At 58.0% G+C, this 22,432-nt stretch carries 22 protein-coding genes and 1 pseudogene; 11 read left to right on the top strand and 12 right to left on the bottom strand.

The annotated features are described in order from the left end of the window. The first annotated feature begins 1 nt into the window (after position 1). Positions 2 to 580, top strand: coding sequence for a carboxymuconolactone decarboxylase family protein (locus C8265_RS18390; protein WP_108485462.1), 579 nt, complete (start codon positions 2 to 4; stop codon positions 578 to 580). On the opposite strand, the gene C8265_RS18385 is transcribed toward C8265_RS18390, so the two are convergent. The 4 genes from C8265_RS18385 to C8265_RS18370 are packed head-to-tail and all read right to left on the bottom strand — an operon-like array spanning position 577 to position 3,984. Then, positions 577 to 1,401, bottom strand: a complete 825-nt coding sequence (locus C8265_RS18385; RefSeq protein WP_108485461.1) for a metal ABC transporter permease — start codon at positions 1,399 to 1,401, stop codon at positions 577 to 579. The genes C8265_RS18390 and C8265_RS18385 overlap by 4 nt on opposite strands. Then, the gene (locus C8265_RS18380) at positions 1,398 to 2,255 is read right to left on the bottom strand and encodes a metal ABC transporter permease (protein WP_108485460.1); all 858 of its coding nucleotides are present in this window, start codon (positions 2,253 to 2,255) and stop codon (positions 1,398 to 1,400) included. Before C8265_RS18380 ends, C8265_RS18385 begins: the two co-directional genes overlap by 4 nt. Next, on the bottom strand, positions 2,252 to 3,103 hold the full coding sequence (locus C8265_RS18375) for a manganese/iron ABC transporter ATP-binding protein (RefSeq protein WP_108485459.1): 852 nt from the start codon (positions 3,101 to 3,103) through the stop codon (positions 2,252 to 2,254). Before C8265_RS18375 ends, C8265_RS18380 begins: the two co-directional genes overlap by 4 nt. Next, on the bottom strand, positions 3,100 to 3,984 hold the full coding sequence (locus tag C8265_RS18370; protein ID WP_108485458.1) for a metal ABC transporter substrate-binding protein: 885 nt from the start codon (positions 3,982 to 3,984) through the stop codon (positions 3,100 to 3,102). Before C8265_RS18370 ends, C8265_RS18375 begins: the two co-directional genes overlap by 4 nt. A gap of 120 nt (positions 3,985 to 4,104) precedes the next feature. Between C8265_RS18370 and C8265_RS18365 the strand changes: the two genes are divergently transcribed. Continuing rightward, positions 4,105 to 4,533, top strand: a complete 429-nt coding sequence (locus tag C8265_RS18365; RefSeq protein ID WP_108485457.1) for a Fur family transcriptional regulator — start codon at positions 4,105 to 4,107, stop codon at positions 4,531 to 4,533. A gap of 78 nt (positions 4,534 to 4,611) precedes the next feature. Next, positions 4,612 to 6,762: a mechanosensitive ion channel domain-containing protein gene (locus C8265_RS18360; protein ID WP_108485456.1), complete on the top strand. Its 2,151-nt coding sequence runs from the start codon at positions 4,612 to 4,614 to the stop codon at positions 6,760 to 6,762. Between the two features lie 23 nt (positions 6,763 to 6,785). Here C8265_RS18360 and C8265_RS18355 read toward each other — a convergent pair whose 3' ends face one another. The 5 genes from C8265_RS18355 to C8265_RS18335 all read right to left on the bottom strand — a co-directional run bounded on the left by C8265_RS18355 (position 6,786) and on the right by C8265_RS18335 (position 11,927). Further along, positions 6,786 to 7,778, bottom strand: a complete 993-nt coding sequence (locus C8265_RS18355; protein WP_108485455.1) for a P1 family peptidase — start codon at positions 7,776 to 7,778, stop codon at positions 6,786 to 6,788. A gap of 66 nt (positions 7,779 to 7,844) precedes the next feature. Beyond that, positions 7,845 to 8,585, bottom strand: coding sequence for an SDR family oxidoreductase (locus C8265_RS18350; protein ID WP_108485454.1), 741 nt, complete (start codon positions 8,583 to 8,585; stop codon positions 7,845 to 7,847). After that, the gene (locus C8265_RS18345) at positions 8,585 to 10,171 is read right to left on the bottom strand and encodes an ABC transporter ATP-binding protein (protein ID WP_108485453.1); all 1,587 of its coding nucleotides are present in this window, start codon (positions 10,169 to 10,171) and stop codon (positions 8,585 to 8,587) included. The genes C8265_RS18350 and C8265_RS18345 overlap by 1 nt, the downstream gene beginning before the upstream one ends. Further along, positions 10,168 to 10,983, bottom strand: coding sequence for an ABC transporter permease (locus C8265_RS18340; RefSeq protein WP_108485452.1), 816 nt, complete (start codon positions 10,981 to 10,983; stop codon positions 10,168 to 10,170). The genes C8265_RS18345 and C8265_RS18340 overlap by 4 nt, the downstream gene beginning before the upstream one ends. Beyond that, entirely contained in the window at positions 10,980 to 11,927 is a 948-nt protein-coding gene (locus tag C8265_RS18335; protein ID WP_108485451.1) for an ABC transporter permease, read from the bottom strand. Before C8265_RS18335 ends, C8265_RS18340 begins: the two co-directional genes overlap by 4 nt. A 197-nt stretch (positions 11,928 to 12,124) precedes the next feature. Between C8265_RS18335 and C8265_RS18330 the strand changes: the two genes are divergently transcribed. Further along, positions 12,125 to 12,358 carry an HP1242/YdcH family protein gene (locus C8265_RS18330; protein WP_108485450.1) on the top strand — a complete coding sequence of 78 codons (234 nt, stop codon included), beginning with the start codon at positions 12,125 to 12,127 and terminating at the stop codon, positions 12,356 to 12,358. A 49-nt stretch (positions 12,359 to 12,407) separates the two neighbouring features. Here C8265_RS18330 and C8265_RS18325 read toward each other — a convergent pair whose 3' ends face one another. Both C8265_RS18325 and C8265_RS18320 read right to left on the bottom strand, forming a co-directional pair. Beyond that, positions 12,408 to 13,874 (bottom strand): ABC transporter substrate-binding protein, encoded by a 1,467-nt coding sequence (locus C8265_RS18325; protein WP_108485449.1) that lies wholly within the window; start codon positions 13,872 to 13,874, stop codon positions 12,408 to 12,410. Positions 13,875 to 13,895: 21 nt separating this feature from the next. Beyond that, entirely contained in the window at positions 13,896 to 15,185 is a 1,290-nt protein-coding gene (locus tag C8265_RS18320; protein WP_108485478.1) for an acetylornithine deacetylase/succinyl-diaminopimelate desuccinylase family protein, read from the bottom strand. Between the two features lie 305 nt (positions 15,186 to 15,490). Here C8265_RS18320 and C8265_RS19595 point away from each other — a divergent pair, with 305 nt between their 5' ends. The 7 genes and pseudogenes from C8265_RS19595 to C8265_RS18285 all read left to right on the top strand — a co-directional run. Further along, positions 15,491 to 15,655 (top strand): hypothetical protein, encoded by a 165-nt coding sequence (locus tag C8265_RS19595; protein WP_164512389.1) that lies wholly within the window; start codon positions 15,491 to 15,493, stop codon positions 15,653 to 15,655. Between the two features lie 57 nt (positions 15,656 to 15,712). Next, positions 15,713 to 16,552: a flagellar motor protein MotB gene (locus C8265_RS18310; RefSeq protein ID WP_108485447.1), complete on the top strand. Its 840-nt coding sequence runs from the start codon at positions 15,713 to 15,715 to the stop codon at positions 16,550 to 16,552. A gap of 102 nt (positions 16,553 to 16,654) precedes the next feature. Next, entirely contained in the window at positions 16,655 to 17,962 is a 1,308-nt protein-coding gene (locus C8265_RS18305) for a flagellar hook protein FlgE (protein WP_108485446.1), read from the top strand. Between the two features lie 32 nt (positions 17,963 to 17,994). Further along, positions 17,995 to 19,428: a flagellar hook-associated protein FlgK gene (gene flgK, locus C8265_RS18300; RefSeq protein WP_108485445.1), complete on the top strand. Its 1,434-nt coding sequence runs from the start codon at positions 17,995 to 17,997 to the stop codon at positions 19,426 to 19,428. 4 nt (positions 19,429 to 19,432) lie between these two features. Beyond that, positions 19,433 to 20,434 carry a flagellin gene (locus C8265_RS18295; RefSeq protein ID WP_108485444.1) on the top strand — a complete coding sequence of 334 codons (1,002 nt, stop codon included), beginning with the start codon at positions 19,433 to 19,435 and terminating at the stop codon, positions 20,432 to 20,434. Next, positions 20,434 to 21,534 carry a flagellar basal body P-ring protein FlgI gene (locus C8265_RS18290; protein WP_108485477.1) on the top strand — a complete coding sequence of 367 codons (1,101 nt, stop codon included), beginning with the start codon at positions 20,434 to 20,436 and terminating at the stop codon, positions 21,532 to 21,534. The genes C8265_RS18295 and C8265_RS18290 overlap by 1 nt, the downstream gene beginning before the upstream one ends. Positions 21,535 to 21,666: 132 nt before the next feature. After that, positions 21,667 to 21,794 (top strand): annotated as a pseudogene (locus C8265_RS18285) (IS5/IS1182 family transposase); the annotation flags it as partial. Positions 21,795 to 21,832: 38 nt separating this feature from the next. Here the strand turns inward: C8265_RS18285 and C8265_RS18280 are convergent. Beyond that, positions 21,833 to 22,432, bottom strand: a 600-nt coding sequence (locus C8265_RS18280; RefSeq protein WP_108485443.1) for an IS3 family transposase, incomplete at its 5' end; no start/stop codon positions are given.

Raw genomic sequence — 22,432 nt, 5'->3', positions numbered from 1 at the left:
CATGGCCGCCTGGATCGCGATGATTTCAGACGCTGACGCCGATGCGCCATTGCAAAAGGCGCTCAACTTGGCGCGCACGCCCCATGGCACGGTCGACAATGTGATGCGGGTGCATTCGTTGCGGCCCAACACCATGGTCGGGCATGTGAAACTGTACCGTGCCTGTTTGCATGATGATGCCAACACCCTGCCCACGTGGTTGCAAGAGGTGATCAGTTCTTATGTGTCGGTGTTGAACGCCTGTCCTTATTCCTATGCCAATCACTGGGCCAATGCCGCGCATCTGATCGGTGATCCGGCCCACGCCGCGATGGTTGAGGCCGCGTTGCAGGCGCGCCGCCCCGAGGATGCCTTTGAGGGGCGCGAATTGGCGCTGTTGCGCTATGCCGAAAAACTGACCCTGACGCCCGGCGATATGGTCAAGGGCGATGTGATCGCCCTGCGCGATGCCGGTTTGGACGATGGCCAGATCCTGGAGGTGAACCAGATCATCGGCTATTTCAACTATGTGAACCGGTTGTTGAACGGGCTTGGCGTGACCACCGATGGCGATGTAGTGGGATATTACACATCGGATTAGGCAGCAGCGCGCCGCACCCGGCCTGCCCGCACGAATGCGGCAATGAATACCGCGGTGAGAACCAGAATAACCGTGGGGGCGGGCGAACTGTCGATGTAAAAACTCAGGTAGATACCGGCAAACCCCGATACCAAGGTCACGCCAACGGCAACAGGCAGCATTCGTTCAAACCGGTTGGTCACCAGAAACGCAATCGCCCCCGGCGCGATCAGCAGGCCGATCGACAGGATGATCCCCACCGCCGAAAGCGTGGCGACAATGGTAAGCGAAATCAGCGCCAACAGCCCATAATGCAGCCACCCGGTGCGCAGGCCCACCGCCTGGGCCTGAATCGGGTCAAACGCGTGTAACAGGAAATCCTGCCGCTTTGCCAGAATGATCGCGGCCACAAACACCGCGATCAACCCCGCCGTCCACATATCGGCGGTGCTGACCCCCAACATATTGCCAAACAGGATATGATCCAGATGCACATCGGTTGTGATTTTCGTGTACAACACGATGCCAAACCCGAACATGCCGGAAAACACGATGCCCATCACCGTGTCCTGTTTCACCCGGCTGTTGTTTGACAGGAACCCGGTGGACAGGGCGCAAAACATCCCGGCGCAAAACGCCCCGATGATCAGCGGGATATTTAGAAGGTAGGCAATCACCACCCCCGGCAACACCGCGTGCGAAATTGCATCGCCCATCAGTGACCAACCCTTGAGCACCAAAAAGCACGACAAAAGCGCGGTGGGCACGGAAAGCAGCGCCATGATCAGAAACGCCTTGTTCATGAAGGCAAATTGAAACGGTAACAAAAGTTCTTCTATCATTGTGGTGCCAGTGCTGCGGCGGCGCGGCGGCGCGCGGCCAGGTATCCGTGTTTCGGGGCGAAGACGAAGGCGGTCAGGAAGATGAGGGTTTGCAGGCTGACGATAATGCCACCGGTCGCACCATCGAGGAAAAAGCTGGCGTAGGCGCCGATGAAACTGGTGCCCGCGCCAATGGCGACGCTGACCATCAACAGGCGCGGAAACCGGTCGGTCAACAAATACGCGGTCGCCCCCGGCGTCACCACCATGGCGATCACCAGAAACGCGCCGACGGTCTGCAAGGCAGCCACACACGAGGCGGAAAGCAGGGTGAAGAATATCACCTTCAACATATCCGGTTTCAACCCGATTGAACGGGCGTGGTTTTCATCGAAAAACGTCACCATCAGGTCTTTCCACTTGGCCAATAGAATCGCCAAAGTGACAAAGCCGATGATCGCCAATTGCACCGTGTCGGTTGGTGTGATCGCCAGGATATTGCCCATGGTGATGGTCTGAATCGAAACCGAGGTCGGCGACAGCGACACCATGAACAACCCCAGCCCAAAGAACGAGGTAAAGATCAGGCCGATGATCGCGTCTTCCTTGAGCCCCGAGCGTTGGTTGAGAAACAGCATCGCACCCGCCGCCAACCCGCCGGCCACAAATGCGCCCAAGGCAAACGGCAGGCCCAACATATAGGCCCCCGCCACCCCCGGCACGATGGAATGAGACAAGGCATCGCCAATCAATGACCAGCCCTTCAGCATCAGATAACACGACAAAAACGCACAAATCGCCCCCACCAGGGCGCTGACCCACATGGCATTGAACATATAGCCATAGGAAAACGGTTCGAGCAGCGTGGCGATCATGCGCTTTCTTCCTGTTTTCGTTCGTCACCATACATCACAAAGGGGCGTTCATCATCGGTGATCACCCGCACCGTGCGCGTGTCATCATCATCATGCAGATCGGTGCCGCCCAAAACAAAATGGCGCAGCACCCCGCCAAAGGCGATTTCCAGATTTTCATGGGTGAATGTGTCTTCGGTCAGGCCATAGGCCAGCACGGTTTTGTTGACCAGAACAGTACGATCACAAAATTCAGGCACCGACCCAAGGTTGTGGGTGGAGACCAGCATCACCCGCCCCTCATCACGCATTTCGCGCAACAATTCGATGATCTGCTCTTCGGTTTGCACATCAACACCGGTAAACGGTTCGTCCAGCAAAATAACCTTGCCATCCTGGGCCAGAGCGCGGGCAAGGAACACGCGCTTGCGTTGTCCGCCAGACAATTCACCAATCTGGCGGTGGCGAAAATCGGCCATATTCACCCGGTTCAACGCGTCGGTGACGGCGGCGTGATCTGCCGCACCGGGGCGGCGGAAAAACCCCATATGCCCATAACGGCCCATCATCACCACGTCTTCGACCAATACCGGAAAGGTCCAATCCACCTCTTCGGCCTGCGGCACATAGGCGACGATGTTTTTCCTTAACGCTTCTTTCACCGGCATCCCGAGAATCGAAATCTCGCCCTTGGCGGCGGGCACAAACCCCATGATCGCCTTGAACAGGGTCGATTTGCCGGCCCCGTTCACCCCCACCAGCGCGGTAATCGTGCCGGTGGGAATCTTGAAAGTGGCATCATGCAACGCGGTATACCCGTTGCGATAGGTCACAGTTACGTCGTTTGCAGCAATGCCATGGGGTGTCATTTGCTTAGGCCACTCACAATTGTTTCCGATGTCACGCGCAGCAGATCAAGATAGGTCGGCACCGCGCCGTCGGCTTCTGTCAAGCTGTCAACATACAGCACGCCGCCATAGGCCGCGCCGGTTTCGCGCGCCACCTGTTCGGCCGGGGCCTGTGACACGGTGGATTCACAGAATACCGCAGGCACATTGTTGGCGCGCACACCGTCAATCACTTGGCGCACCTGTTGCGGCGTGCCTTGTTGATCGGCGTTCATCGGCCATAAATACAGCTCTTTCATATCGAAATCACGAATAAGATAGCTGAACGCGCCTTCGCAGGTGACCAACCAACGCTCGTCTTCGGGAATTGCCTGAACCGCATCGCGCAGGGGGCCGATGACATCGGTGATCTGCTGTTTATAGGTCGCGGCATTGGCGGCATAGGTTTCCGCATTGGCAGGGTCATGTTGAGACAAAGCATCGCGGATATTGTCGACATAAACCAACGCATTGTCCAACCCCATCCAGGCATGGGGGTTCGGTTTTCCGGTATATTCGCCGGAATCGACGCTGATCGGGTCAATCCCATCGGTCAGGGTGGCGCTGGGAATATCGCCAAGGTTGCTGAGAAATTGTTCGAACCACAATTCAAGGTTCAAACCGTTCCAAAGAATCAAATCGGCATCTTGTGCACGCAAGATATCGCGCGGCGTGGGCTGATAGCCGTGAATCTCGGCACCGGCCTTGGTGATGCTTTCAACGATGGCGGCATCGCCCGCCACGTTGCGGGCCATGTCGGCGATGACGGTAAAGGTTGTCACCGCCTTGAATTTTGCATCATCGGCCCAGGCCGGCAAAGCCAGGGTCAGAGCCAGGCCAAAGGCGATTTTGTTCAATGTCACGGGCGCACTCCTGCGGGTTGGGATTTGATACTTGAAAATGCTTATGAGAACTATTCGCGTTTGTAAACGGGTTTGATACTTATTCGCAAAGAAGTTAAGAAGTTGCGAACGGAGTGTGCAATGACCCAAGGCGATGACAACACCGACAAGATGGCGGATGCCTTGCGCAAAGCAGGCGTGCGGGTAACGAAACAGCGTATCGCGCTGCTTTCGGTGCTGTCCGCAGCCGAAGATCACCCCGACGCCGAAGAATTGCTGCGTCGCACCAAAGCGGTTGAACCGGGTGTGTCTTTGGCCACCGTGTATCGCACCCTTTCGGTGCTGGAAGCCGAAGGCGTGGTACAGCGGCACAGCTTTGAGGGCGGCGGTGCGCGGTTTGAAACCGCCAACACGCCCCATCACGATCATATCGTCGATCTCGACACCGGCGAGGTGTTCGAATTCAATTCGGAAAAAATCGAGCGTCTGCAAGAAGAGATCGCCGCCGAACTTGGCTATGAGGTGGTGCACCACCGGATGGAGCTGTATTGCCGCAAACGCAAAAAATGAGTCCTTCAGCCCACGCGCCCCGTATTGATTTAATCAAGGTTCACGCCCTGACCCACCCCATAAAAGGTGCAAATACCCGTGCTTTTCAGACTTTTCGCCACCTTATTTCTTGTGTTTTTCGCGCCCTTTGCCATGGCGCAAACCGATGAAACCACGCCCAGCCAAACCTTGATCGACATCCTGCAGGATGATGCGGCGCGGGCCATGTTGATCGAACAGTTGCAACAGGCCACCCCCGATTCGGCAGAGGCCGCTGTGCAAACCGCCCCCCCAACCGTGGCCCAGCAGGTGGTGAACGAAGTAACAAGCACGATCACCGCATTGATGGGCGTTGCAGAGCGCACGTTCGAAGAAATCGGCCGGGTGATCAATTTGTTGAAAAACGTTTCCCTTTCGGGGCTCAGTTTTTCACCGCAGGTGGTCACTCTGCTTTTGGTGATGGGCGCGGTTGTTCTGGTCAGTTGGCTGGGAAAACTGGCGCTTGATAAATTGATCGCGCGCCATCCGATTACTGCGCTTACGCCGATTGCCACGCGGGTGCGGCTGATTCTGGTCTATGCGGTTTTGCGGCTGGTCAGTCTGGGCGTCGCTTTGGCAGCGGGCTATGCCACGGCATTCCTGCGCCAACCGGCGGGGGGCGCCCCCTCGACCACCGAGGCGATATTCCTGACGGCAGTTCTGGTGTTTGGATTGTGCCGCATTGCCCTGCGTCTTGTGGTGACACCGGATGCCGAGCATGAGCCGACGCTCTCGCATCTGCACCCCCGCGCCCAAGAGGCGATATACCGCAAATTGCGCGGGCTGATTGCTGCGGTGACTTTCAGTTTCATGTTCATTCTGCCGTTGGTGCGGGAATGGATCGGGTTTGCCACCGTGCGCCCGGTGCGCACATTGCTGGCCACGGTTCTGATGGTCATGGCAATCCTGACGTTGAAACGGATCATTGTCATGCTGGACAAGGGCCGCGTTGCCGATGACCCGACCCAGACAGGCGCCGGTGCCGCCCTGTCGCGCGGGGCGCAATCGATCTGGCGCGCGGTTTGGCCGCCGCTGGCGACGGTTTATGTGATCTATTGCTGGCTGGTCGCGGTCACCCGGCCCCGGCAATTGTCTGATATCGTCCTGGGCGGAACGCTGTATTCCATCGTCGCGGTTCTGATGGCCTTGGTCGCGCTTTGGCTGATGCGCCTCGTCACCACCTTGCGCCTGAACCTGCCTGACGGGATTGACCGGGTCATGCCGGACCTTGCGCAGCGGCTTGGCGGTGTATTGCGCATGCTGTCTGGCGTGCTCGCGGCGTTCATTGCCATTGCGGCGGTGGTTCTGGGCCTGTTCGCCTGGGATATCATCGCGCTGGACGGGGTGTTGGAAAACGAAGAGGCGCATGCGTTCTTCTGGCGGCTGGTTTCGGCACTGTTGCTGGGCAGCGTCGTCGCCCTGCTTTGGGCGCTGATTGCATCATTTGTCGATCAACGCCTGCGCAGCGCAACCATGATTGACAACAGCCGTGCGCGTACCCTGCTGGGCCTGTTTCGCAATGCATTCACCATTTCAGTGACCATTCTGGGCACAATGGTGGTGCTCTCGCAGATCGGGATCGATATCGCGCCACTGCTGGCGGGTGCCGGTGTGATCGGTCTGGCCATCGGGTTTGGTGCGCAAAAGCTGGTGCAGGATATCATCACCGGTGTATTCATTCAGCTCGAAAATGCGATCAACGAAGGCGACGTGATCGATGTGGCGGGCGTCAGCGGCACGGTTGAAAAGCTGTCGATCCGGTCGGTGCGGCTGCGTGCGCTGGATGGGGCGGTGCATATCGTGCCATTCTCATCGGTGGATACGGTCACCAACCTGACCCGCGACTTCGGTTATCACGTGGCCGAAATCGGCGTCGGCTACAGCGAAAAGGTGCCCAATGTCATCGTCGCCATGCAGGCCGCGTTCGATACTTTGCGCGAGGGCGAATTTGCGCCCGACATCATCGGCGATTTCGAAGTGCACGGTGTGACTGCCTTGGGCGACAGCAGCGTGGTGGTGCGCGCCCGGATCCAAACAAAACCGGGCAAACATTGGGGCATCGGCCGCGCATACACCGCTCTGGTGAAAGAGGAGTTTGATGCCCGCGGTATCGAAATTCCGTTCCCCCACCGCCAATTGATGCTGCCGCCCGAATTTATCGAAGCATTGGCCAAACGCTCGGGCGAAGATGCAAAAGTGATCGAAGTTTAGGCCCTTACTCTGGCGCGGTGGTTTTATCGATCGCGCCAGGGTGGCAACACATCGCCCGGTGCGGCCGTGGCCTCATACACACCACGCGCCAACGCCCGGGCAACACAATGGGCCGCCGCCGCGCCAATCGTCAGCAGATCGGTATCCCCCACAGGGCGCGCACCGGTGGACAGCGCAAACACGATATCGCCATCATGGGGCGTGTGGGCCGGCACCACGGCGCGGGCAATGCCATCATGGGCGGCAACGGCCAGACGGTGACACTGGGCCTTGTCCAGCTTGGCATCGGTGGCGACGATACAGGGCGTGGTGTTGCCCCCGGCCACGGCCAGCATCGCCTGCATTTTCAGACTGATCGGCGGATAGCACAGCCCGCCGCGCGGGTCCGGCCCCAACCCGCCGAATTCACCATTCATCTCAAACGGAGCGGCCCAAAAATGCCCCGCTGGCGTTGTCGCGCTGCCCACCGGGTTGGCCACCACCAAGGCGGCAACCGTCACCCCATTGTCCAAAACGAACGACGCCGATCCAACCCCGCCCTTTTGCATGGCACACACCGCGCCGGTTCCGGCCCCGATACTGCCCAGGGCCACATCACCCCCCGCCGCGTCATAGGCCGCGCGCCCCAGCTCGCGATAGGGATTGACGCGCCACGCCTTATCCCCGCCATTCAGCAGATCAAACAGGATCGCGCCGGGCACAATCGGCACCCGCGCCGCACCAATGGCAAATCCGCGCCCGGCGGCATCCAATCCATCCATCACCCCCGAACAGGCGTCCAGCCCAAAGGCAGACCCACCAGAAATCACAATCGCATCCACCATCTGGACGGTCTTGTCCGGCGCCAACAGATCGGTTTCCCGGGTGCCGGGGGCCCCGCCCATCACATGGCACGACGCCACAAAAGGCGCATCGCCCACCACAACGCTGCACCCCGATTTCAAGCCGTGATCCTGGGCATGGCCCACCCGCAACCCGGGCACATCCGTCAATGAATTACGCGTACCGATCTGCATATCTGGCCCATTTCTGTTTTAAAAATATCCCGGGGGGTTTGGGGGGCTGGCCCCCCATTCCTTGCATCATATACAGCGCCCGCCATCCACTTCCAGTGCGACGCCGGTGATCATCGACGCCTCTTCACTGCACAGAAAACTGGCGGCATTTCCCATATCTTCAGGGGTTGAAAACCGCCCCAGCGGAATCGTCGACAGGAACTTGGCGCGCACTTCCGGGGTGTCTTCGCCCATAAAGGATTTCAACAAAGGGGTTTCCCCCGCTACCGGATTCAATGCGTTCACCCGCACACCGAACGGGGCCAGTTCCACCGCCATGGCCTGGGTTGCCGTGATCATCCAGCCTTTGCTGGCATTGTACCAATTCAATCGCGGGCGGGGCGATACACCGGCGGTTGAGGCGATGTTCAAGATCGCACCGGTGCCACGATTTTTCATCCCCGGCACCAAGGCGCGCGCGGTGAGATACACCGACTTCGCATTGATCCGCAGCACCCGGTCGAATTCTTCCTCGCTCACGTCCTCCATGGGCGTGGGCAAATGGGTGATGCCAGCGTTGTTGACCAGAATATCAATGTCGCCAAAGGCCGCGCGCGCCGCCTCGGCCATGGCGTTCACACTGGTCCCATCGCCCACATCGACAGTGCAGGCAACGCCGCCAATTTCATCGGCCATCGCCTGAGCCGAGGCGGCATCGATATCGGCACACATCACCCGCGCGCCCTCGGCGGCGAATTTGCGGGCGATCCCGGCTCCGAACCCCGATCCGGCGCCGGTGACGATGGCGGTTTTTTCTGACAATCTCATTAGGGTATTCCTTCGTTATGCAGTGGTAACATTGGCGCTGCGTCGATCAGCACCCGGGTATAGGGGTGTTTGGGCTGGCTGAAGACCGTTTCGGTTTCACCCTGTTCCACGATTTTTCCGGCTTTCATCACCAACACCCGATCAGTGATTGAGCGCACGACCGACAGATCGTGACTGATGAACAGATAGGCCAGATCGTGACTGCGGCACAACGCCGCCAACAGATCCAGAACCTGCGCGCGCACCGATACATCCAAGGCCGACACCGCCTCGTCAAACACGATCAGATCGGGCCTCAGGATCAGCGCGCGGGCGATGGCGATGCGTTGCCGTTGCCCGCCGGAAAATTCGTGAATGTACTTTCCCCCGTCCTCGGCATGCAGGCCAACGGCGATCAACGCCTCGGCCACGGCATCCTGTCGGGCCTTGCCGGCTGGCGGATGGGGCAACAGATGAAACGGCTCGGTGATCAGGCGGGCCACCTTGTGACGGGGATTGAAACTGCTGTAGGGGTCTTGGAACACCACCTGAAGGCCGCTGCGCAGGCGGGGCGTCGGGGTGGCGATGTCTTGCCCAAAGGCGGTGATTTTGCCGCCCTGCAACGGCTCAAGCCCCAAAATGGCGCGGGTCAGCGTGGATTTGCCACAGCCCGATTCCCCCACCAATCCGACCCGTTCGCGCGCGTTCACAGTCAGGCTGACGCCATCAACTGCGGTGCGATATTCACGTTTGCCAAACAGGCGGCGGCGCGGTTCGGGATAGGTGCGGGTGGCGTTTTCAACCACCAGAATCGGATCATCCTGTGGGGCCGCCGGGGGCATATCGGGGCGGTGGGTTGAGGCCGCGATCAGGGATTTTGTATAAGGGTGGCGCATATGGTGCAGGATTTGCGCGGTGTCGCCCTGTTCGACCACTGTTCCGTTTTGCATCACCACAATCCGCTCGGCCATGGTGGCGACAACGGCCAGGTCATGGGTGATCATCATCAGGCCCATGTTGAAATCGGCCACCAGTGATTTCAGCAACTCCAGAATTTGCGCCTGGGTGGTGACATCCAGCGCGGTCGTGGGTTCATCGGCGATCAGCAGTTTCGGGCGCTTGGCGATGGCCATCGCAATCACCACGCGCTGGCGTTGTCCGCCCGACATTTCGTGGGGATACCGGCCCAAGGGATGCGCTGTTAACCCGACCCGATCCAGAATATCGCGGGCCCGCTCCATCGCCTGTGCACGGGTTGACGGGCCGTGAATCAGGATGGTTTCGGCCACTTGGTTGCCGATGGTTTGCACCGGGTTCAGGGCGGTCATTGGTTCCTGAAACACCATGCCCATTGTATTGCCGCGCAGGGCGCACAGTTTTGGTTCGGGCAGGTTCAAAATATCCTGCCCATCGAGAATCAGCGCACCACTGGCCTGTGCGCCACGGGGCAAAAGCCCCATGGTGGCCAGTGCTGTCATCGATTTGCCCGACCCGGATTCGCCGGTCAGGGCCACGATTTGCCCCGGCGCAATGTCAAACGACACATCCTTAAGGATGGGTTTGCTGTAAATTCCGACATTCAGATTGCGCACCGATAACAGGGTCATGCGCGCAGCACCCGCAGCCGCGGATCCAGCCAATCGCGCAGCCCATCGCCCATCAGGTTCAGGCCCAGCACCGTCAGAATGATCGCCATGCCCGGAAACAGCGCCAGATGCGGCGCGATGCTGACCAGGGTTTGGGCATCGGCCAACATCCGCCCCCAACTGGGTGTGGGCGGTTGCGCGCCAAGCCCGACATAAGACAGGCCCGCCTCGGCCAGGATGCCCAGCGAAAACTGAATCGTGCCCTGAACGATCATCAGATTGCCGATATTGGGCAGGATATGTTCCACCGAAATCCGCGCCGATGATTTCCCGGCAACCCGGGCCGACAGGATGAAATCGCGGCTCCACAATCCCAACGCGGCGCCCCGGCTGAGGCGGGCAAACACCGGAATGTTGAAAATACCGATGGCGATGATCGCATTCACCGCGCTGGCCCCGAACACGGCGGTGATCAGAATGGCAATCACCAGCGCTGGAAAGGCAAATACCAGATCGTTGCCGCGCATGATGATTTCATCCAGCCACCCGCCGCGCCGCGCCGCCGCCGTCAGGCCCAGTGGAATGCCCAGCCCCATGCCGATGCCCACCGCCAGAACCGCCACCGCAATCGATGTGCGCGCGCCCACCATGATCATCGAGAAAATATCGCGGCCAAAATGATCGGTGCCAAACCAGTGCTGCGCGCTGGGCTGTTGCAATTTGTTGGGAATATCCAGCGCCGCAATATCATAGGGCGTAAAGATGAATGAAATTAACGCGGCCAACACAAAAACCGTCGTCAGCGCGGCCCCTAGGATCAAATTGCGCATCACGTTCGCCCCCTAAGCCGGGGATCGACGATGGCATAGGTCAGATCAACCAGGAAATTCACCAGGATCACGGCGAAAACCAACAGCATCACCACGGATTCCACCACGATCAGATCGCGCGCGCTGATGCTTTGAAACACCAACCGGCCCAGACCGGGCAGGAAGAACACCTGTTCAATAATGATTGCCCCGGCCAAAAGGAATGAAAATTGCAGCCCGATGATGGTCAGCACCGGGATCATCGCATTGCGCAAGGCGTGCCGCCACAGGGTTTGGCGCCGCGACAACCCCTTGGCCCGCGCGGTGCGGATGAAATCTTCGCCCAGCATGTCCAAAAGCGATGATCGCATCACCCGCGCCAAAATCGCCGCCTGCGGCAGGGCAAGGGCAATGGCGGGCAGGGTCAGCGCCTTGATCCCGTCCCAAAATCCCCTGTCCCAGCCGGGAAATCCACCCGCGGAAAACCAGCGCAGTTTGATCGCAAAAATCAGAACGCAAATCATCGCAAACCAGAAATTCGGGATTGCCACACCCAGTTGCGTCGCCCCCATCACCGCCGTATCGCCAAAATGGCCGCGCCGGGACGCCGCATAAATCCCTGCCGGAAACGCGATGATCGTTGACAGCGTCAGCGCATAGATCGCCAGCGGCAACGACACCCACAACCGATCACCGATCATTTCGGCCACGGGCGAGCGATAGGCATATGAGGTGCCAAAATCACCCACGACCATGCCGCCAACCCAACTGAGATAGCGTTGGAGTTTTGACTGATCCAGCCCCAGTTCGGCGCGCAGCGCGGCGATGGTATCGGGCTGTGCATTGATGCCCAGCATATACGCGGCCGGATCGCCGGGGGCGATTTCAATCACCGCAAATATAACCATGCTGGCAACGATCAGCGAGATCGCAAGAGACAGAAACCGTTTCAGAATATACCGCAGCATGGCGCAACGTTAGGGCGGTATTTCGGGGCGGTCCAGCGGGTTATTGCGCGCGGATCCGTCTGCGCCCCATATGCACCACACCCGGATTGCAATGCCATGAAATCGCACAGGTTAACGCCAGGTGTTGATGCAAATCAAAGTGGCGCGCGGACGGGGGCGTTAGGGTGATGCAACTGCAAAGTAACAGGAGACATGCCGTGTCGCATACCCCCCATGAATTGAGCGAAGAATTTCCCGACAAGGTGGATCAGATCCATGCCCTGAAGGAAAGCGATGCGCATTTCCGCAAGTTGCATGATGAGTATCACGAGGTTAACCGTTCGGTTCACCGGGCCGAAACCAATATCGAACCGATGAGCGATTTTGCCGAAGAAGACCTGCGCAAACGCCGGATGCGCCTGAAGGATCAGATCGCGCAATTGCTCGCCTGATCCGGTGTGGCGGCACGCGCGGGTGTGCGTGCCGCCACAGGTTTCCGGCCTAGTTGGCCCAGGAAACGCCGGTCAGATCCACCGCCTGGGTCGGTTGATTCAGCCACAACCCTTGCACATCGGCCTTGGCCACCGTGGGAATGGCCAATTCAAACAGAAACCCGTTCACGTAATCCTGTGCGATCATGCGCTGGGCATCCTGCATCAGCGCGGTGCGCGCATCGGGGGCGGTGGTGGCGTTCAGTTCATCCATGATGGCGATGAATTCGGGTTTGCCATATTGGAAATAGTAATCGGGATTGGCATAGATGCTGAAATCCATCGGTTCGGTATGCGATACGATGGTCAGGCCGAAATCTTTGCCGCGAAAGGTGTTTTCCAACCACTGCGCCCATTCCTGATTTTCGATCTTGGCGGTGATGCCAACGGCGCGCAATTGGCTGGCGATAATCTCACCTCCGCGCCGGGCATAGGACGGGGGCGGCAGTTTCAGCGTGGTTTCAAACCCATCGGCAAAACCCGCCTCGGCCAACAGTTTTTTCGAAAGCTCGGGGTCGAATTGCGACAGATCGGTCAGATCGACATAGGCAGGATGGTGCGGCGCGAAATGGGTGCCAATAGGCGTGCCCAGCCCGAACATTGCACCGTCGATGATGGATTGGCGATCAATGGCATGGGCGACAGCCTGGCGCACCTTGATATTATCAAAGGGCGGCATTTTGTTGTTCATCGCCAGAATGGTTTCGCCTTCGGTATTGCCAACCAGCACCTGAAACCGCGAATCCGCCTCAAATTGCGGCAGGTTTTCGGGGGCAGGAAAGCCGACAAAGGCATCGACATCTTCGGCCATCACGGCGGCAAAAGCGGCGGTGGGGTCGGAAATGAATTTGAACGTCGCGCGTTCAAGATGTGCAGGTGTACCCCAATAGTCAGGATTGCGCACCAGTTCGATCCGATCACCCTGCGCCCAGTCCTGAAATTTGAACGCGCCGGTGCCGATGGGCAGGGTGGCCAAAGTATCAGCCGATTCTGGTGCGACGATCACCGCATCGCCCCAAGCCATGTTGAACAGAAAGTTGCCCATCGGCGCGGACAGGGTGACCCTGACGGTCAGGGGATCGACCACTTCGACCGTATCAATCGGCGCGAACAGGCCCTTTTGGGCATTGGTGCTGTCATCGCCGCGCGCCCGATCAAGGGAAAATTTTACATCTTCGGCGTCCATCGTGGTGCCATCATGAAATGTAACGCCGTCGCGCAGAGAAAAGGTATAGGTCAGGCCATCGTCGGAAATCTCCCAAGTATCGGCGAGGCCGGGAATGATTGTGCCGTCTGACGCAAACCGGGTCAGGCCCTCGTAAACGTTGGAATATAACACGCTGTCAATCGCCCCGGCGGCCCCGGCGGTTGGGTCAAGGTTTGGTGGCTCAAGCTGAATCGCGACGGTTATACTGTCCTGGGCGATGGCTGTGCCGGCCGACAGGGCGAAAGCCGCAAGGATGGGGATGAGACGCATGGGTGTTTCTCCGTTGTTCGGTCAGGTTTGGTCGGGGGCCAGAAGCGCCACCAAAGACAACGCCATGACCGTTACGCTGTCCATCATATCATCAACGCCGATCCATTCATCGGGCTTGTGCGCCAGTTCCAAAATGCCCGGCCCATAGGCGATACAATTCTTCAGTTTACCGATCCTGTCGATATGCTTTTGATCATAGGTGCCGGGCGAGGCGACGAATTGCGCCGGTTTTCCCAGCACCTGTTCGATGGCACCGGCCACGGTGCGGGCGACCGGCGCCTCGCGATCGGTCATCGATGGCAGAACGTGGTTCAGTTCACGCAGGTCATATTCAAAATCGGGTCGGGTGGTGGTGAGCGTGTCAAGAATGCTGCGCACCTCGCCGCGCACCTGATCCAGCGGCTCTTCGACCAGAAAACGCCGGTCAATCACGATACGGCAGGAATCCGGCACGCAATGCGAGGGCAGCGCGGTTGAATCGGCCAGATTTTCGGCCTGCCCGCCATGAATTGAATTGATGTTCATAGTGGAATGACGCGCGCCTTCGGGCACCACGGGCATATCGGTGCGCCGCTTTGCCATGACCGGAAACAGCGTGGTTTCAAAAGCGTTGATCACCGCGCCCATATGGCGCACCGCGCAATCGCCGAGAAACGGCATTGACCCATGGGCAATTTCGCCAAAGGTTTCAATTTCGGCCCACCAACCGCCGCGATGACCCAAACACACCCGATCCTTGTTCAAAGGTTCGGGAATAATCACGTGCTGCACCCTGTCGGGGTTGAAATACCCCTGTTTCGCCAGATAGGCGACGCCGCCATACCCGCCGGATTCCTCATCCGCCGTGCCCGAGATTTCGATGGCACCCTGATAGTAGGGAAAGGCGGCGATGAAACATTCTGCGGCGATGATCGATGCGGCCAGCCCGCCTTTCATGTCACAGGCCCCGCGACCATAGATTTTGCCATCGCATAATTCGCCGCCAAACGGATCGCGCGTCCAGCCGAGGCCGACATCGACCACATCAGTGTGGGAATTGAAGTGAACACACTCGCCCGGCCGCGCCCCATCGCGCCGCGCCACAATGTTCCAACGGGGATATTTTTCGCAATCGCCCGGTGCGCCAACGGCGCGTACCAATTCGGTGTCAAAGCCCGAATTGCTCAGGCGTTGATCCAAATAGTCACAGATCGCATGATAATTTTCCCCCGGTGGGTTCAGCGTGGGAATGCGGATCAAATCTTGGGTCAGCGCGATCAGGGCATCGCGGCTGTTGGCGATCTGGCGATGAAGATGTGCAAGGTTGTTCATGCGTCCGAGTTTGGCCCAAGGCGCGCGTGGCTGCAACGGCGGACTGGGGGCCAGCCCCCAGACCCCCGGGATATTTCCAGCAGGAAAAACCACGGCGCGGCGCATCGGGTTTCAACGCAAAGGCGTGAGGAACGAAGGTTATGTGGCCTGTTTAAGCGGGAAAGCGCGCTGATTCGGTGCTGTGCTGAGTTAACAAGTGGCATCGCGGGTGCCTTAATTTTACCGCAAGTGTTTCCGTGCCTGTCCGGGCAGGGCGCAAGGGACCGTGTGATTTGATGGCGATAGGGGGCGCGCGGCGCCCTTGGATGAATATGGAAGGCAAGGAAATCAACCATCGGCGCGAAAGATGGCAAAACCCCAGCGCGCCAGGGATCGGCGTGGCGGCGTTGGTTTCTGCGTTAACGTCATCGTCAGAAACAGGGCGCAAATCGTTCCAAAACACGTCAAACATGTTGATTTTTAAAGGTTAAGCGGTGGTTCATGCGCCGTTGATACACCTTGGGGCGGTGGGAACAGAGGTGTGAGTTATGACAGCGCAGCGAAATGCGACAATAATCATTAAACGCAAAAAGGTGATTGCGGGTGGTCATCATGGTGGCGCGTGGAAAGTGGCCTATGCCGATTTTGTCACCGCGATGATGGCATTTTTTCTGCTGATGTGGCTTTTGGGAACGACGTCCGAAGATCAGCGCAAAGGCATCGCCGATTATTTCAACCCGACGATTCCGATCAGCCGGGTGTCGGGGGGCGGCGGCGGATCGTTTGGTGGCGACAGTGTGTTTTCGGAAGAAACCCTGACGCAGACCGGGGCGGGCGCCTCTGAAAGCTATCATGCGCAAAGCGATAAATCGCAGGGCCAAACCGGCGTCGACGCAGATGCCGCAGGTGATGCCAATGATAACGCGACCGAGGCCGAGATGGAGGCATTGGCAGATATGCTGACAGCGCGTGCAGGCGAAAGCATGGTCAGCAAGGATTTGTCGCGCCATATCATGACCCGGGTGACCGATCAGGGGCTGATCGTTGAACTGTTCGATATGCCCGATGCCATGTTGTTCGATGGCGATTCGGAATCGCCCACTCCGTTATTGGCAGAACTGGTGGATTTGGTGGCCGGTGTGTTTGCCTTGGCCGAAAATCAGGTGGCGGTGGCCAGCCATGTACGTGCCCAACCGGTTGTGCGGATGAACAGCGCCGTGTGGGATACATCAAGTGCGCGTGCCCATGTGATCCGCGGATTGTTGCAAGGTTCGCCGGTCGATGAGAAACGAATTCAAAGAGTTAGCGGCTTTGCCGATCGTGAACTGGTTGTCAGGAATCCGATGTCCGTGCGGAACAATCGGGTTGAACTGATCCTGCTTCGCTGAGCGATCTGCGGGATTGTCACGAATTTTATCGGTTAGCGGCCTGTTAACGCTGCTGGCGTAACACAGAGAGGAGAACGGGATAACGCATCAGAAAGGCGCATTATGACAATTTACTCCTCGATGGCGGCGGGCGTGGCGGGTTTGAACGCGAATGCCCAGCGGCTGGCGGGCATTTCCGACAATATCGCCAACTCTTCGACCTTTGGACATAAACGGATGGATACTGATTTCCATTCCATGGTCGTGAACGGCGGACAGCTGTCGGCCGGGCGGTACACGGCGGGCGGGGTCACCACCACCACCAGCCGCGATATCAGCATGGCAGGCCAGGTTGTCGGCACCGATAACCCGATGGATATTTCCATTGAAGGCCGCGGCATGTTGCCTGTAACCGATATTGCGGCCTTGGGTCGGCAGGGTGACCTGCCGCTATCCCTGATGACGACCGGATCGTTCCGGCCCAATAACCAGGGCATATTGGTAAATTCGGCCGGTCAGGTCTTGATGGGGTGGCCGTTGAATGGGGATGGGACGCTGCCCAGTGTGACGCGCGATACCAGCGCGGCTTTGGCCCCTGTAAACATTCGCCACAACCAATCCATTGCCAACCCAACCACAGCGATGACCATGGGGGTCAACCTTCCATCGGCAGAAACACTGGCCGGTGCAGCAGGCACGCCTTTGGAGCTTTCGATGGAATATTTCGGCAATCTCGGTCAGCCGGAATCCCTGACGGTGACTTATACACCAGATGTGCCGGCAACAGGGCGATCTGACAGTTGGACGATGGTGATTACCGATTCGGCCTCGGGTGGTGGTGTGGTTGGTGAATATCAACTGACATTTGACGACACAGCGGGAAATGGCGGCCGCCTTGCGACGGTAACTGACGTGGCAGGGGGGGCGTATGATCCGGCAACAGGTTCGATGCCGATTACCGTTGGCGGCGGGGATATTCAGTTTTCGATCGGGCAGATTGGCGGACTTGACGGGATGACGCAACTTTCCTCAAGCTTTGCGCCGACGAATTTAACAAAGAACGGATCGCCGGTGGGTAACCTGCTGGGTGTTGAAATTGATCCCAGTGGCGTGGTCAACGCGGTTTATGACACCGGATTTACCCGTCCGATCTATCAGGTGCCCCTCGTTGATGTGCCCAACCCTGATGGTCTGATTTCGACGAGCAATCAAACCTATAAGGTATCGCCCGAAAGTGGCGCGATGTTTCTATGGGATGCTGGCGATGGCCCGACCGGATCAACCAGAGGGTATTCGTTGGAAGGCTCGACCACCGATATTGCGGTGGAATTGACCAATCTGATCCAGACCCAGCGCGCCTATTCGTCGAACGCCAAGATCATTCAGACGGTCGATGAGATGCTTCAGGAAACCACAAACCTCAAACGCTAAGTTTTGGCCCACTCTGATCCGAGGATTGAACCATGAGTATGACCTCTGCCCTGAACAATGCCCTAAGCGGGTTGAATGCCGTCGGGCGGTCCGCGCAGCTGGTGTCGTCAAATATCTCCAATGCGCTGACACCTGGGTACGGTCGCCGCGAATTGGCGCAATCCTCTGGTCCGATGGGCGGGGTGCAGGTGAATGGCATCCAGCGCATGGTCGATGCTGTTGTCCTGTCGGACAGACGTCTGGCCGATGCCGCCGTCGCACAGGGCGGCGCGACGACCGGTTTCCTTGACAGGCTGTCAGATCTGATCGGCGCGCCGGATGATCCCGGCGCGCTGACCGGGCGTCTGACGTCATTTGAGGGGCGGCTGTTAGAGGCCGCAAGCCGCCCTGATTCCAGCACCCGGTTGCAGGCGGTGGTGGACGGGGCAAAAGATCTGGTCGCGCGCGTCAACAGTATTGGCGCGGGAATACAGGCCGAACGTCAGGCGGCCGATCGCGCAATCGGGCGGGATGTTGACATGTTGAACACCACGCTCGTCGAGGTAAAGCAATTGAACAGCTCGATTGCGCGCCTTTCAGTCATGAATGACGATGCCAGCGCGCTGCATGATCAACGGCAGGTGTTGATTGATCGCATCGCCGAACTTGTTCCGGTGCGCCAAATTCCCCGGGATAACGGCGCTGTCGCATTGATGACGACGGGTGGGCAGGTCATGTTGGACAGTTTCGCCGCCACATTTGAATTTAGCGTGTCAAACGCGGTGACCACTGGAATGAGCCTGGCCGGGGGGCAATTGTCGGGGCTGTCCATGAATGGACAGGCGATTGCGATGAATACAGGGTCGGGGCGCTTTGATGGGGGCCGTTTGGCCGGACATTTTGAGGTGCGCGATGCCCTTGCACCCGGGGCACAGGCAGATCTGGACGCATTTGCCCAGGATTTGATTCAAAGGTTCGAAGCCGCAGGCATCGACCCGACCCGCGCTGTGGGTGATCCGGGTTTGTTTACAGATGCAGGCGCCGCTCTGGCGGCTTCGCCCCCCGAAGGATTGGCGCAAAGATTAAGCCTGAATTCTCTGGCTGATCCGGCCCAGGGCGGAATGGCCAGCCGTTTGCGCGATGGCCTGGGGGCCGGGGCGGCGGGAAATGTCGGAAATGGCGCAATTCTACAGGCTTTGTCGGATAGTTTGAATGACTCGCGCGCGACAGATCTGGGTATCTCGCTGTCGGCATCGGGGTACGCTTCGGAATTGATGTCACGCAACAGCGGCACCCTGTTTCGAGCCGAGCAATCACAATCGTTTTCTCAGAATCGCGCCGATGCCTTGCGAGAGCAAGAGCTTTTGAACGGCGTTGATACCGATCAAGAGATGCAGAAACTTTTGCAGATCGAACAATCCTATGCCGCGAACGCCCGAGTGATTCAGGTGGTCGATGACATGATGCGCCGCTTGTTGGAGATTTAAGACGATGATGCAGACTATTGGTGACCTCGCAATGAGCTTTGGCAATCGCGCCTCTAACGTGCGGATCCGCACGGAAATGAATACACTGGTGCAAGAAATGACGTCGGGTTTGAAATCGGACATTCGCACACCTCTAAGCGGCGATTTGGCACCGGTCGCGATTATCGAACGATCTTTGTCAAATCTTTCAGCCTATGAAACAATCATCAATGAATCAGACCTGTTTTTGACCGCCGCGCAAAGCGCGCTTTCTCAGGTGACAGGATACCTTGATGGTCTGGCTGACCATCCATTTGACTTGGAAAATTCGAACAACCCGGCACTTATCGCCAATTTCGGCAAAGAGGCGAGCCATCAGTTTGATTCGCTGGTGAATACGCTGAATACAAAAATTGCCGGACGCGCCTTGTTTGCCGGCAACGACACGGCGACACAGCCTGTGGGTAACTCAGAATCAATTCTGGATGATCTGTTGGCAACATTGCCCGCCGGTGCAACTGCTGAAGACATTTCAACGGCAACAGACGCTTTTTTCGCAGCCGGAGGCGGGTTTGACGCCCACTACCTCGGCTCTGATACGGCGCTCAGCCCGTTTCGCATCTCTCCGCAAGCGACGATGTCATTTACGCTTACGGCCCAAAGTTCGGAAATTCGGGATGCTTTGGCGGCGACTGCAAAAGCAGCCTTGATAGATCGCGGTGTTCTGGCCGGCAATACGGGTGCGCAGCGAACGTTGATCCGCACTTCGGGATTGGATTTGGTCAATGCAAGTGCAGGTATTGTCGCCGTACGGGGCGAGGTGGGGATTTCCGAAAACCGATTGGAAACGGCGCGGACCCGCAATGCTGTTGAAACCGATACGCTTGAAATGGCACGGGCCGAACTGGTCGGGGCGGATCCGTTTGAAACAGCTTCGAAATTGCAGATGGTGCAGACCCAACTTGAGACATTTTACACTTTGACCGCGCGCCTGTCGCGATTGAACCTCACAGGATACTTGCGATGATGGTTCTGCGCGCTTTGGCAGTGCTGTTTTTGTGTTTTGCAACACAGGTTTCGGCAGGCCCGGTACGGATCAAGGATCTGGTTGAATTTGATGGAGTGCGTGGCAACGATCTGGTTGGATATGGTCTGGTCGTCGGGTTGAATGGCACCGGCGATGGAATGCGCAATTCGCCGTTCACCGAAGACATCATGTCAAACATTCTGGAACGCCTTGGGGTGAATGTGACGGGCGAACAGTTTCGCCCCCGCAATGTCGCCGCGGTTTTGGTGACCGGTGCTCTGCCTCCGTTTGCGCGAACGGGCGCGCAGATCGACGTTACCGTTTCTGCCATCGGAGATGCCAAAAGCCTGATGGGAGGCACATTGATCATGACGCCCCTGAACGCTGCCGATGGCCAGATCTATGCCGTCGCCCAAGGCACGATACTGGCCGGAGGTGCCGTTGCCGAAGGTGACGGTGCCACAGTGACCCAAGGCGTTCCAACCTCTGGAATGATCCCGGCAGGCGCGCGCGTAGAACGTGAGATCGACTTTGATTTTTCCGGCCTGACATCCATACGACTGGCATTGCGAACGCCTGATTTCACCACAGCCGGCCGGATCGAAGCTGCGATAAATCGCGATCTGCGCCGCGGTGTCGCCGTGATGCTGGATGCCGGCACTGTCCTTGTGGATATTGGCGCCACCCGATTGCAATCGCCCGCCCATGCGATTGGTCGGATCGAGAATATATCTGTCGAACCACAGCGCAAGGCGCGCGTGGTTGTCGATCAAAGTTCGGGCACGATCGTTATGGGCGAGGATGTCCGCATCAGTCGTGTGGCGGTAAGTCAGGGCAATCTGACGATACGTATCGAAGAAGCACCGCTGGTCGTACAACCAAACCCCTTTGCAGAAGGCGAAACTGTCGTGGTGCCGCGCACCAATGTTGGGATCGACGAAGAGCCGGGTATTGGTTTGGCCGAGGTGCCCAATGGAACATCCCTATCAGAGGTTATCCAAGGCCTGAACGCCCTCGGCGTATCGCCACGTGATATGATAGACATTCTCAAAAGCATCAAAGCAGCAGGTGCCCTTCACGCTGAGTTCATTGTGAGATGATTGTTAGAAATTTGAGGTCAGCATTGTTGCAGAGCTGGTCTTGTCACGATTTAAAGTTTTTCGTTTTTAGGGGCGGGATCCATTGATTTCGAGGTGGTGCGTGATTCACAATTTGAAAAACGAGCGGTGAACATGTCTGATCTTTTCTGGCTAACTGATGCGCGGATGGTGCGTCTTGAGCCCTTTTCCCCAAGTCCCACGGCAAGCCGCGCGTTGATGATAGGCGTGGCCTGAGCGGTGTTATCTTCGTTAATCGTAACTGGACCTGTCGCGCTTTCGTGCCGCCCCAAGTGCTCGTTTAAGCCACCTTTCGTTCGAAGGCGACAGGGCTTTTCCAGCCGAGTGCTGAGTGACGGCGGCGCGGATTGTAGAACCCATTGATGTATTCAAAGATTGCGATCTCAGCCTGCCGCCGCGTTTCCCATGACCGCCGCCAGATCAGCTCTGCCTTGATGGTTTTGAAGAACGTCTCAACAGCCGCGTTATCATAACAATTGCCTCTGCCACTCATCGATACCTTGAAGCCATGCTGGCGCAGGATTTTCTGATAATCGTGAGAGCAATATTGGCTGCCACGGTCGGTATGATGGATGCAATCTTTGGGCGGTGGGCGGAATGCTATCGCCATGTTCAACGCGCGGATCGCCAGGTCGCGCTTCATGCGGTTGCTGACGGCCCAACCGATCACACGCCGAGAATGCAGGTCCAGGATCACAGCCAGATACAACCACCCCTCACGCGTCCAAATGTAACTGATATCGGCCGCCCATTTCTGGTTGGGCGCATTAGCGCTGAAGTCTCGATCCAGCAGGTTCGGCGCGATGTTGAACTTATGATCGCTGTCGGTCGTGACCTTATGTTTACGCGTTCTGAGCACGGATATGCCGTTCTGACGCAT

It is taken from the genome of Oceaniglobus ichthyenteri, assembly GCF_003057885.1.
GTDB lineage: Bacteria > Pseudomonadota > Alphaproteobacteria > Rhodobacterales > Rhodobacteraceae > Oceaniglobus > Oceaniglobus ichthyenteri.
The sequence above is the reverse complement of the archived record's forward strand: the minus strand, read 5'-3'. Positions and strand labels throughout refer to the sequence as shown.